The following is an 11,624-nucleotide window of genomic DNA, read 5'->3' as shown; positions in this document are numbered from 1 at the left end:
ACACTACATCCATTACTATAACCACGAGCGCATCAAGTCCAAACTAAAAGGCCTGAGCCCGGTGCAGTACCGAGCTCAGGCCTTGTCCGCTTAGTGTTTTACTGTCCAAGTTTTTGGGGTCAGTTCAGGGAAGCGGGCTTGAACGATGGTTAGAGACGTGATGAGTTTCAGCGCAGCACTTCTTCCTCCTTAAGCAACTTGTAGATCGCCTCAGCGCCCTGCTCCGGGGTAACGTCGGTGAGTACTTGCCCTCCCTTGCCTTCAGCCTTGGAGGCGGCCGCCTTGAAGCGATCCCTGGCCGAAGCCGCTTTGACGATTTTCAGACGCTTAGGCCGTTTACGCGCGGGGGCCAAGTGCCACTGAGCCAGCTCGCTGTCGGCTTCAGGGGCAGTGGGTGTTACCGAGAAGGTTGCTCGACGAGCCGGGCCAAAAGCGCTCTGACGCGCCGCCGGTGCCGCTTCATCCACACTGATGATCGCGGGTAGACGCACTTTGAGACGACGACGCTGCCCCCGTGGCAGCGCCTGAAGCAGCGTGACCACGCCATTCTCCACCTTTTCTACCGACGCCAAGCTATTAACCAACGGCCAGCCGAGATGTTCTGCCAACGCATAGGGCAAAAGCCCAGAACCTTCACCGCGCTCTGCCCGGGCACCGGTGATCACTAGTTGTGGCGAAGTTGCGGCTAAATGTTCCACCAGAGCCAGGATGGCATCGCTGCCTTCAGGCTGCTCCAGCAGGGTCATGGACTCCAACCCCATTCCCAGGTAGCCACGCAGGGCCGCCTCTCCATCATCATTCTGAGGGCCAGCGTGGAGAACGCTAATCCGGGTGCCCGGCAGTTCGGCTTCCATGGCCAGCGCCAGCTCCAGGCCCCGGGCATCCTGTTCGGCGCGCCGCGCACGACCGGTAGTGGGGTGGCGCCCTATGGAAACCAGCACCGCCACGTCGATTCCCTGTTTCTTTTGCTCTTGCCCTTGCTGTAGTTGATCAGGCCGCATCGCGCTGTCCTCCTCGCTGCTGTTCCACCATAGCCACTAACGCGGCAAGGATTTGCGTGCTATCGCCAATCACTGCCAGGTCGGCGCGCTTGATCATGTCGCAGCCTGGATCGAGATTGATCGCCACCACCTTGTCGCAGCGCTGAATGCCCTGGAGGTGCTGGATGGCGCCTGAAATACCCACCGCCATATACACTCGGGCGGTCACCCAGGTGCCGGTTGCGCCTACCTGACGGTCACGAGCCATAAAGCCGTCGTCCACCGCAACACGGGATGCACCTTCGGTAGCGCCCAGCACTTTCGCGGCGTGGTGGAAGGCATCCCACTCTTTAACGCCGTTACCGCCGGAGAGGATGAACTCCGCCTCGGCCAGCGCCACGCCCGCAGGATCCACGGCCACTTGTCCCAAATCTTCGATCCTCGACAGCGTGGTGGGAATCGACGTCGCCAGGCTCAGATGCTCCGCCGCGTGGCGCGTTTCGTCCACTGGCTCGGCGCACTCAGCCAGCGCCAGCGCAACCCGCGACAGAGGGCGCTGGATATCCAGGCTCCCGGCGGCGCCACGGGCAGTGCAGCGCCACCCCAAAGCGGCCTCATTATCAGCTTCCACCTGCCAGACCCCCGTGGCCGCGCGCTCGCCCAGGCGCAGGGCCAGCCGCCGCCCCAGATCGGCACCGCCCAGGGGCGAGTCAGGCAACAGCCAGAAGCGCGGCGCCATCACCCGCTCCACGGCACTCAAGGCTGCCAAACGCGTTTCGGGAGCAAACCCAGCGTAAAGCTCATCATCAAGTTGCACGACGCGATCAATACCGGCTTCGCCCAGGGCCTGCTCTTTAAGCTCGCCGCCCCCCTCGCCCTTATGCTCGCCAAACAGGATCGCCACCACAGCACCGGGCTGTTCGGCATCGGCATCAGCCAGACGCCGGGCTAGGCCCAGCAGATCCTTGTCATGTCCGGAGAGGCGTCCGCCGGTCAGGTCGGGCACCACGGCCACCAGGAAGGCGGGTTGATCAATGGTTACCGTGCGGCGGCTATCCCGGGCCGCCGTTGCTGTCGCGGTGGACTGCTCTCCTTGCTGGAGCCCACTACGGTCAATCCGTTTGACGCCATTGGGGCCGATAAAACCGATGGCCCGAGGATTCTTGCGCACCACGCCGTTGGGCCCCAGCCATTCACTGACGGCAGCCGCCCCGCCCCCGGTTCCACCAAGAGCGGCGATCACACTGGCGTGTTCGGGGTGCAGGCGGTTGCGGGCAATCCATTCACGACGTGGGTCGCGGCGCTGATCGCGACGAATAGTCTCACTCATACGGTCACCTCTTCAGCAGACGTCGTTGCAGCAGGCCGCCGGGATCTGCCAGACGCGCCATCAGTGGGACGCTCTACCAGGGCATCGGCCACCAGCTCGGCGATATCGCGAACCTCGGCACTGGCATCCACCACGCCTTCCAGCATGGCGGTGCACTGGGGGCAGCCCACCGCGACCAGCTCGGCGCCACTCTCCTTGACGTCGTTCATGCGCATATCGGGGATCCGCCGTTCACCGGGAATATCGGTAATCGGCGCGCCGCCACCGCCGCCGCAGCAGCGCGAGCGGAAACCGGAGCGTTCCATCTCCTTGACCTCAATGCCCAGCGCCTTAAGCACATTGCGCGGTGCATCATATTCACCGTTATAGCGCCCCAGGTAACAGGGGTCGTGATAGGTAACGCTGCCGCCCTTCCAGGGCGAGAATGTAAGCCGACCAGCATCATACAATTCTGCAATAAAAGTACTGTGGTGGCGTACATCGTAATGTCCGCCTAGTTCTCCATACTCATTGCCCAGCACATGAAAGCTGTGGGGATCACAGGTCACGATCTGCAGAAAACGATACTGGGAAAGAGTGGCAATATTGCGCTTCGCCAGGGATTGGAACGTCGCCTCATCACCCAGGCGCCGGGCCACGTCGCCGCTGTCGCGCTCTTCGGTGCCTAACACCGCGAAATCCACCTCGGCGGCGCGCAGCACTTTAACCAGGGCGCGCAGGGTGCGCTGGTTGCGCATATCAAAGGCGCCATCCCCCAGCCACAGCAGCACGTCGACCTGCTTGAGATCTGACATGAGCGGTAGGTTAAGATCCGCCGCCCAATTAAGCCGCGAACCAGGGTCGAAACCGCCGGGGTTATCAGTGGCAATCAGGTTGTCGAGCACCTCGGCGCCTTTATTGGGCGTTTTACCGCGCTCCAGGGTCAGGTGGCGGCGCATATCGACAATCGCATCCACGTGCTCGATCATCATCGGGCACTCTTCCACGCAGGCGCGGCAGGTGGTGCAAGACCAAAGCGTATCAGCGTCGACCAAGGCCTTCCCTTCCAGCGCTACGATGGGCCCATGGGGAGTCCCGGCGTGCTCTCCTACCGGCTTGCCGGGGTAGGGCGAGCCAGCATAGGTTGCATCACTGCCCCCGGCCATGCCCACGACCATGTCCTGGATCAGCTTCTTGGGGTTAAGTGGTTGTCCGGCGGCAAATGCCGGGCACACCGCCTCGCAGCGACCGCACTGCACGCAGGCGTCGAAGCCCAGCAGCTGATTCCAGGTGAAGTCGGCAGGCTTTTCCACGCCTAGTGGAGCCGCCTCGTCTTCCAGGTTCAGCGCCTTGAGGCCCGTTGAGCGGCCAGCCCCCCCTTTTTTCGTGGAGAAGCGCTCGGCGCGGCGATGAAAAGCTAGATGCAAGGCACCGGCGAAGGCGTGCTTCATGGGCCCGCCCCAGGCCATTCCAAAAAACATTTCGCCCAGGCCCCAAGCCACCACGCCCGCTAACACCAGCGCCAGCAGCCAACTACCACTGCCTTCAATCAAACTGTCGGGCAGCAGACCTACCGTGGGCAGCGTGATCAGGAAGACACCTATTGAAAACGCCATGAGACTCTTGGGCAGGCGCATCCAGGGGCCCTTGGAGAGCCGCGCGGGTGGGTTGATCCGCCGTCGTGCCACGAAGAGGCTGCCGACAAACATGGAAGCGCTAGCCAGCAGCAGTAATCCACCCAGCAGCGGATTAGCAATACCAAGCCCATGCACCAGGATCATCAGCGCGGCGGCAGCCACGAAGCCACCGGCGGTGGCCACGTGGGTGTTGGAGATCATTTTGTCACGCCCTACGACGTGGTGCAGATCCACCAAATAGCGGCGCGGCAGCGCCACCAGCCCCTTGAGCAGGTTAACCCGTGAGGGTCGCCCCTGTCGCCACAGGCGTATACGGCGCACGGCGCCGATCACCGCCAGGGCCAGGGCGGTGAAAATCAGTATCGGCAAGAGCGTTTCGAGCATGGTGCTCACCTCATCTTTGGTGCCATTGGCTTCGGCGGCGGGGCTGCTCTGGCGCCCCGCATTATTGTTGGCTTTCGCCTAAGTCAAAAGTCCTTGCAGATTCGCAGGGCGTCGTAGATGGCCGCATGGGTATTGCGCGGTGCCGTGCAGTCGCCTAGGCGGAACAGCAGGAAGCCCTCCCCTTCTTCGCTCAAGCTGGGCTGTGGCTGGATCGCGTAGAGCGCTTCCAGATTCACTTGGCCTTTGTTGCGGGACTGCTCTTTAAGGGCGTAGTAGAGCGCCTCATCGGGACGAACACCGTTCTCAACGACCACCTGATCCACCACGCGCTCTTCCAGGGCACCGGTGTACTCATTTTCGAGCACCGCCACCAGGGTGTCGCCCTCGCGGTAAACCTTATGCAGCATCAGGTCGGAGGACATGATGACCTCCTTCTCGTAGAGACTGCGGTAGTAGGTGGGGAAGGTGGTGCCGCCCACCGCCGCACCTGGCTTGATATCGTCGGTGACGATCTCCACCTTGGCGCCCTTATCAGCGAGGAAATCCGCCGCCGAGACGCCGGAGAATTCGCAGATGGCGTCATAAAGCAGCACGTTTTTACCCGGCGCCACTTTCCCGGAAAGAATATCCCAGGTGCTGACCACTAGGCTTTCCTCGGCATTCTCCGAGTAGCCCCACTCAGGGTGCTGGCTCAGGAAGGGCTGACCACCGGTGGCTAGCACGACGATATCCGGGCGCAGGTCGAGCAGCGTTGCTTCGTCGGCGCGGGTGCCGAGACGCAGATCGACTTTGAGACGCGCCAATTCCAACTGATACCAGCGGGTGATACCGGCGATCTGATCGCGCTGGGGCGCCTGGGCGGCAATGGTGATCTGTCCACCCAGGACCTCGGCTGCCTCAAATAGAGTGACGTCATGACCGCGCTCTGCTGCAACGCGCGCTGCCTCCATGCCGCCGGGGCCACCGCCGACTACGACGACTTTGCGTTTGGCGCCCTCAGTTTTCTCAATGATGTGGGGCAGGCCCATATATTCCCGCGACGTCGCAGCATTCTGGATACACAGCACGTCCAGGCCCTGATACTGACGGTCGATGCAGTAGTTAGCACCCACGCACTGCTTGATCTGGTCGATTTGGCCCATCTTGATCTTAGCGATCAGGTGCGGGTCGGCGATATGTGCCCGGGTCATGCCCACCAGGTCTACATAGCCACCCTCAAGAATTCGCTGAGCCTGATTGGGGTCTTTGATGTTCTGGGCGTGGATCACCGGTACGGTTACCACTTCCTTGATCCCCGCCGCCAGATGCAGAAAAGGCTCCGGCGGATAGGACATATTGGGAATGACGTTGGCTAGCGTGTTGTGCGTGTCGCAGCCGGAACCGATCACGCCGAAAAAGTCGACCTGGCCCGTGGCATCGTAGTAAGCGGCGATCTGCTTCATGTCGTCGTGGGAGAGACCGTCTGGGTGGAACTCGTCGCCACAGATACGCATACCGACGCAGAAGTCGTCACCCACCTCAGCACGTACCGCCTTAAGCACCTCCAGGCCGAATTTCATACGACCCTCGAAGCTACCGCCCCACTCATCCTCGCGCTTGTTAACCCGCGGGCTCCAGAACTGATCGATCAAATGCTGGTGCACTGCGGAAAGCTCAACGCCGTCGAGTCCGCCTTCCTTCGCCCGGCGAGCCGCCTGAGCGAAGTCGCCGATGATGCGCCAGATTTCTTCTTCCTCAATGGTCTTGCAGGTAGAGCGGTGCACCGGTTCGCGGATACCGGAGGGTGATACCAGGGTCGACCAATCGAAACCGTCCCAGCGAGAGCGGCGCCCCATGTGGGTAATCTGGATCATGATCTTGCCACCATGCTTGTGCACGGCATCGGCCAGATTCTGAAAATGTGGAATGATGCGGTCGGTGGACAGGTTTACCGAACTCCACCAACCCTGGGGGCTGTCGATGGACACGACCGACGAGCCTCCGCAGATACACAGGCCGCAACCACCTTTGGCCTTCTCCTCGTAGTATCTGACGTAGCGTTCAGTGGTCATGCCGCCGTCGGTGGCATGCACCTCGGCATGGGCGGTGCTGACCACACGATTGCGGATGGTCAACTTGCCGATCTCAATCGGTTCGAAAATTGCGTCAAATGCCATGATTTTCTCTCCTCATTCCCGCGGTTAGCGGGTGGCGTCGGTCAGCGGCCTAACGTCAAATACGCCGACATCGCAGCCTTCTTCGGCCCCACTCTGCGTTTGCTCGGCGACGGTGCGCAGTGAGCTTCCGCGTGCGGCGAGGATTTGATCCATGGCACCGGCGAACCAGCCGGTGAACATGTACTCCTCTTTGTGCCCAGTTTTGCCCAGCTGGTAGACGAAGCAGGAGTGCTCAAGCCGAACTCTCGCCGTACCTGCATCAAGGTCGATCTGCTCAGTAGTGAAAATTCCCCAGCCGCGCTGAGAGAGACGTGTCATATAGTGTTCGAAGACAGCCACGCCCTCGATTCCATGGCATTCGGCTTCTTTCTCGCACCAGTGCCAGGCGCTCTTGTAGCCGGCATGATAGAGAATCTCGGCATACTTCTCCGCGCCTAGCGCCTCTTCGACAGCCACGTGGTTATTGATAAAGAAGTGTCGTGGTACATAGAGCATCGGCAGAGCGTCGCTTGTCCAGACGCCGGTTTCGCTATCCACTTCGATGGGCAGTGCGGGGGCCAGTTTGGTCACGGTTGTATTCCTCAAATCTTGATTGTTATGGAGTAACTAAGCAGCCGTTCTGCAAGGCGAGCGGCGCCGGGGATAGGCCGTAGAGGGGGTCTTTTGCCATGGCCGGAAAATATTCCTGACAATTCCGGCATTTCCGCCATCCATGGCGGGCAGATGGCAAAAGTAGCGTCCAAGGAAGGATTCACAGCGCCCCCTCGTAGGCCTATCGCCGGTAAAGCCGCGTGAGTAGGGCTCATCAGCTCCCCCACACATCCTTGAGCACGCGCACCCAGTTCTCGCCCATGATCTTGCGCACCTGGGACTCACTCATTCCGCGTTTCAGGAGCGCCTCGGTAAGGTTGGGGAACTCGCCAATGGTGCGAATACCCTTGGGATTGATGATCTTGCCGAAGTCCGTCAGCCGACGAGCGTACCCCTTGTCGTGGGTCAACCATTCGAAGAACTCCTGGTCGTGGCCCTGGGTGAAGTCCGTGCCGATACCGATGGCGTCTTCACCAACAATGTTCATGACGTACTCGATGGCCTCGCAGTAGTCTTCGATGGTCGAGTCGATGCCTTTCTTCAGAAAAGGCGCAAACATGGTGACGCCGACGAAACCGCCGTGGTCGGCAATAAACTTGAGCTCTTGATCGGACTTGTTGCGCGGATGCTCTTTAAGCCCGGAGGGCAGGCAATGGGAGTAGCAGACCGGTTTCTGGGAGGCGAGAATGACTTCCTCGGAGGTTTTGGCACCCACGTGAGAAAGATCGCACATGATGCCGACACGGTTCATTTCGGCAACGATTTCATGACCAAACCCTGAAAGGCCGCCGTCGCGCTCGTAGCATCCGGTACCTACCAGGTTCTGGGTGTTGTAGCACATCTGTACGATACCCACGCCGAGCTGCTTGAAGATCTCTACATAGCCAATTTGATCTTCAAAGGCATGGGCGTTCTGGAAGCCGAAAATGATGCCGGTCTTGCCCTCTTCTTTCGCATGGGTGATGTCAGCGGTGGTGCGAACAGGACGCACCAGGTCGCTACATTCGGCCATTAGTTGGTTGGACTTGACGATGTTATCGACCGTGGCCTGAAAACCTTCCCACACTGAAACTGTACAGTTGGCAGCGGTAAGGCCGCCGCGGCGCATATCTTCAAGCAGCTCACGGTTCCATTTGGCGATGATTAAGCCATCGATGACGATAGCATCATTGTGCAGTTCAGAGGGGGTCATAGCTAAGCTCCAACATTGGTTAATGTAGCGAGCATAGCGCTGACGTTGGATTGGACTGCTCTTGGAAACGACGGCGGAAATTCCAAAAGCGTCATTGTGTCGTGAACACGACCACTACCCACGCACCCGCTAACCTTTGCAGAGGAGGAGGAGTACTTTAGAGATAGCAGCTACTAAAAAACCTGCTGCCCTTAGGTGGACAGCAGGTTTGGAACAGTGGTGACGAAGTACCTATCAGCGCAGTAGCGGCACGCTGGCAAAGGTAGGCTCGCCCTGGGCATGGGCAAGCGCCTGCTGGGCGCTCGAAAGAGGTTCGCTTTTGTAAGGCTCGCCCCCCCAGCGCTTAATTAACGATGGTGACTTAGTGGGGTTATTTCCTTGACGGTCGTGCATACCCAAGCGCTCATTTCTCGGCGGCACACCAAAGTATTCACGATAACACTTCGAAAAATGGGGCGTAGAGACAAAGCCGCAAACAGACGCAATTTCGATGATCGAGAGAGGCGTTTGCTTGAGCAATTGACGGGCACGCACCAAGCGCAGCTTAAGGTAATAGCGAGATGGAGAGCAGAGTAGATAGCGCTGGAACAACCGTTCTAACTGGCGCCGTGATACATCCACATACCTTGCCAGCTCATCGAGCTCGATCGGTTCCTCAAGGTTGGATTCCATCAACGCCACAATCTCTAACAGCTTGGGCTGAGTCGTGCCCAGCACGTGTTTAAGAGGAACGCGCTGCTGATCCTGCTCGTTACGCACACGCTCGTAGATAAACATCTCAGAGATGCCTGCCGAAAGCTCACGCCCATGGTCGTGGGCAATCAGGTTAAGCATCATATCCAGCGGTGCGGTGCCGCCAGAGGCGGTGAATCGATCACGATCAATAGAGAAAAGGTGCGGAGTCAAAATGACATTGGGGAAAGCCTCCTGCATGGAGGCCAGGCACTCCCAGTGCACGCTGGTTTGATAGTGATCGAGCAGCCCCGCCTGGCCCAGCGCCCAACTGCCCGTGCATACCGAGCCTAATCGTTTTAACTGGCGCGACTGGGACTGCAGCCAACGCACGTGCTCGCGGGTGACACTGTGATGAGGGCCTACACCGCCGCAAACAACCACCCACTCAAGCGAGAGTGGGGTATGCATGGACGCATCAGGCGTTACCTGCAACCCATCGCTGGCACGCACGGGCAGACCGTCTTGGGTCAGGGTATACCAGCGATACAACTCACGGCCGGCCAACTGATTAGCCATCCGTAAAGGATCTATCGCTGATGCCAGAGAAATCAGCGTGAAATTATCTAACAGTAGAAAGCCAAGGGTTTGAGGTTCACCCGCACGATCGGTCTTTGCTGCCGGGTCTTTTGCTTGATTTGATGTCATGGTCTTACCCTCCGTCACCTTTTAATCATCATTTTTTTCTTATTAGTATAGGCGTCGCTGGCGTATTTTAGTTTCCTCCTTACTGTCGTGAATACTCGCTCGTGCAGGAGGGGCATTGCTCTTTGGTCGTATATTGGCATGAACAGGACGGAAAGCGACAACACTATCACGCGAATCTGGCGATCAGTCGTAAATACGATACTGGAGGTCGCTTCCAAAACCATTGAGAGGTGACTAAAGGTTGGCCTTACGGGCTAAGTGGTAGCAAGGCGCTACAGGAATGGCGCCGTTATCTCGCACCTCGTCTCAGCAGTACGAAAGACTGTCATAACGCCTATAAAAGTAGGTTTCTGCGGGATATTAGGGCCTGTTGACCTTTCACTCACGGCCGCGCTGGCGCCCGTTTTTATTCGCGGAAAGCCATTTCCAGACCAACTTCCCCCCACCGCCTAACGGATAAGGGGGTGGGGATAAGTTATCAACGCCTGCTTAGTAACGACCGCGGCTGTCTTCCAGCCAATCTACCACTGTGTTTTAGCGCGCCATTGCATTCACGGGTGGCAGCTTATTTACCCAAGGGTGCGAGCGTTCCAACTGAGCGGCTAATGAAAGCAGCGTGCTTTCGTCCCCAAACCGAGCGGCAAAATGGCTGCCTATTGGCAGACTGTCACTGGTCCAATACAACGGCACTGACATGGCCGGCTGACCGGTCGCGTTAAAAATAGCCGTAAAGGGTGAGTAGCTATGGAATTGGTGGATGATGTCCTCAAGGCACAGGGTATCGTCAAAGGCATCCAGCTCCCCAATGAGCGGCGGCTTGCGTGTCAGAGTTGGGGTTAAAATCAGGTCGTAGTCCTCCATAAATTCGGCCAGCGAACGGCCTAGGGCATGCATGTATTCAATGGCAGCCACGTAGGTTGTTGCGTCGATCCGGCCCTTCTCTCTCAACATTACTCTGGTGCGAGGCTCCAGTTCGCTATCCTTTACAGGGAATCCACGCATCTCACCGAGGGTATTAATAAAATTCTGTGTATTGGGCGCGATAATGCTGAAAGTATTATGAATAAATTCAGGTAAGTTCACCGGCAGCGATACCGATTCGACACAATGCCCCAGTGATTCGCACAACTTCGCAGTAAGCTGGACAGCTTCTCGGGCCTCGGCACCTGACTCCCAGGGCGTCATGCTTTCCACCAGGGCGATACGCAGCGTGCCAGGCGACCTTCCTACGGCGCTCAAAAATGAGCTTCGTTGTTCCGGAGCGGCATAGGGTGCGCCTAGATCAGCACCGCTGGTAGCATCGAGTAACGCTGCGCTGTCGCGTACCGACACGGTCATCGCATGAGGCGTCCCCATGCCACCCCAGCCCTCGCCCACCATCGGGCCTGATGGCATTCTGCCCCGGGTAGGCTTAAGTCCAAAAATACCGCTGCAAGATGCCGGCACCCGGAGGGAGCCGCCGCCATCATTCCCGTGGGCAAAAGGCACCACTCTTGCAGCCACCAGAGCAGCGGCTCCACCACTTGAGCCTCCGACGCTTCTCTCCAGATTCCAGGGGTTACGGGTAGCCCCAAACCGGCTCGACTCGGTAGTGTAAGAAGTGCCAAATTCAGGCGAGGTACTGGTGCCTACAAAAAGGCAGCCCGCACGACGCAGCCGCGCTACGGCCTCGGCGTCGATTTCCGCGCGCGCCTCTCCCAACGCAAAGGAGCCGCTCGCCATCCTGGCGCCATTAAGAGGCGAAAAAAGATCTTTAACAAAGGTAGGCACGCCGCAAAATGGCTGCTGCGTATTAAGCTCCTCTTTAGCGCCCTTCAGCGCTTGTTCATATAACGGCTCTGCTAACGCATTGAGTTTAGGATTGACGGCTTCCAAACGTTCGATGACCGCCTCTACCAGCTCAGCAGGCTTGACTTCCTTTTGCCGCACCTTATCAGCCAGTCCAAGGCCATCCTGGCTATCCATTATGGTGTGAATATCGCGTGTCATTTTAAT

At 58.7% G+C, this 11,624-nt stretch carries 9 protein-coding genes; 1 reads left to right on the top strand and 8 read right to left on the bottom strand.

Annotated features, from left to right (window positions below):
* Positions 1-94 (top strand): IS3 family transposase (locus QT231_RS18815; RefSeq protein ID WP_308338364.1); only part of this gene is annotated, 94 nt, incomplete at its 5' end.
* 73 nt (positions 95-167) lie between these two features.
* Here QT231_RS18815 and QT231_RS18810 read toward each other — a convergent pair.
* The 8 genes from QT231_RS18810 to QT231_RS18775 all read right to left on the bottom strand — a co-directional run bounded on the left by QT231_RS18810 (position 168) and on the right by QT231_RS18775 (position 11,618).
* Entirely contained in the window at positions 168-1,001 is an 834-nt protein-coding gene (locus QT231_RS18810) for an electron transfer flavoprotein subunit beta (protein WP_308338363.1), read from the bottom strand.
* The gene (locus tag QT231_RS18805) at positions 991-2,310 is read right to left on the bottom strand and encodes an electron transfer flavoprotein subunit alpha/FixB family protein (RefSeq protein ID WP_308338362.1); all 1,320 of its coding nucleotides are present in this window, start codon (positions 2,308-2,310) and stop codon (positions 991-993) included. The genes QT231_RS18810 and QT231_RS18805 overlap by 11 nt, the downstream gene beginning before the upstream one ends.
* Complete coding sequence (locus QT231_RS18800) at positions 2,307-4,310, bottom strand: (Fe-S)-binding protein (RefSeq protein WP_308338361.1); 2,004 nt, start codon at positions 4,308-4,310, stop codon at positions 2,307-2,309. Before QT231_RS18800 ends, QT231_RS18805 begins: the two co-directional genes overlap by 4 nt.
* 83 nt (positions 4,311-4,393) lie before the next feature.
* Positions 4,394-6,466, bottom strand: coding sequence for a dimethylglycine demethylation protein DgcA (gene dgcA / locus QT231_RS18795; protein ID WP_308338360.1), 2,073 nt, complete (start codon positions 6,464-6,466; stop codon positions 4,394-4,396).
* A 24-nt stretch (positions 6,467-6,490) separates the two neighbouring features.
* Positions 6,491-7,036, bottom strand: coding sequence for a DUF5943 domain-containing protein (locus QT231_RS18790; protein ID WP_308338359.1), 546 nt, complete (start codon positions 7,034-7,036; stop codon positions 6,491-6,493).
* Positions 7,037-7,271: 235 nt separating this feature from the next.
* Positions 7,272-8,249, bottom strand: coding sequence for a dipeptidase (locus QT231_RS18785; RefSeq protein ID WP_308338358.1), 978 nt, complete (start codon positions 8,247-8,249; stop codon positions 7,272-7,274).
* A 234-nt stretch (positions 8,250-8,483) separates the two neighbouring features.
* Positions 8,484-9,629: a GlxA family transcriptional regulator gene (locus tag QT231_RS18780; RefSeq protein WP_308338357.1), complete on the bottom strand. Its 1,146-nt coding sequence runs from the start codon at positions 9,627-9,629 to the stop codon at positions 8,484-8,486.
* Positions 9,630-10,163: 534 nt separating this feature from the next.
* A complete protein-coding gene (locus QT231_RS18775; RefSeq protein WP_308338356.1) occupies positions 10,164-11,618 on the bottom strand; it encodes an amidase family protein in 1,455 nt (484 codons plus the stop codon).
* Between the last annotated feature and the right edge of the window lie 6 nt (positions 11,619-11,624).

It is taken from the genome of Halomonas sp. SpR1 (assembly GCF_031010175.1).
Lineage (GTDB): Bacteria > Pseudomonadota > Gammaproteobacteria > Pseudomonadales > Halomonadaceae > Vreelandella.
This window is presented reverse-complemented; position numbering and strand designations above follow the sequence as displayed.

Bases quoted from the DNA above. Each gene is read 5' to 3' on its own strand.
- QT231_RS18810 (WP_308338363.1), bottom strand. From the start codon at position 1,001: ATGCGGCCTGATCAACTACAGCAAGGGCAAGAGCAAAAGAAACAGGGA.
- QT231_RS18805 (WP_308338362.1), bottom strand. From the start codon at position 2,310: ATGAGTGAGACTATTCGTCGCGATCAGCGCCGCGACCCACGTCGTGAA.
- QT231_RS18800 (WP_308338361.1), bottom strand. From the start codon at position 4,310: ATGCTCGAAACGCTCTTGCCGATACTGATTTTCACCGCCCTGGCCCTG.
- dgcA (WP_308338360.1), bottom strand. From the start codon at position 6,466: ATGGCATTTGACGCAATTTTCGAACCGATTGAGATCGGCAAGTTGACC.
- QT231_RS18785 (WP_308338358.1), bottom strand. From the start codon at position 8,249: ATGACCCCCTCTGAACTGCACAATGATGCTATCGTCATCGATGGCTTA.
- QT231_RS18780 (WP_308338357.1), bottom strand. From the start codon at position 9,629: ATGACATCAAATCAAGCAAAAGACCCGGCAGCAAAGACCGATCGTGCG.
- QT231_RS18775 (WP_308338356.1), bottom strand. From the start codon at position 11,618: ATGACACGCGATATTCACACCATAATGGATAGCCAGGATGGCCTTGGA.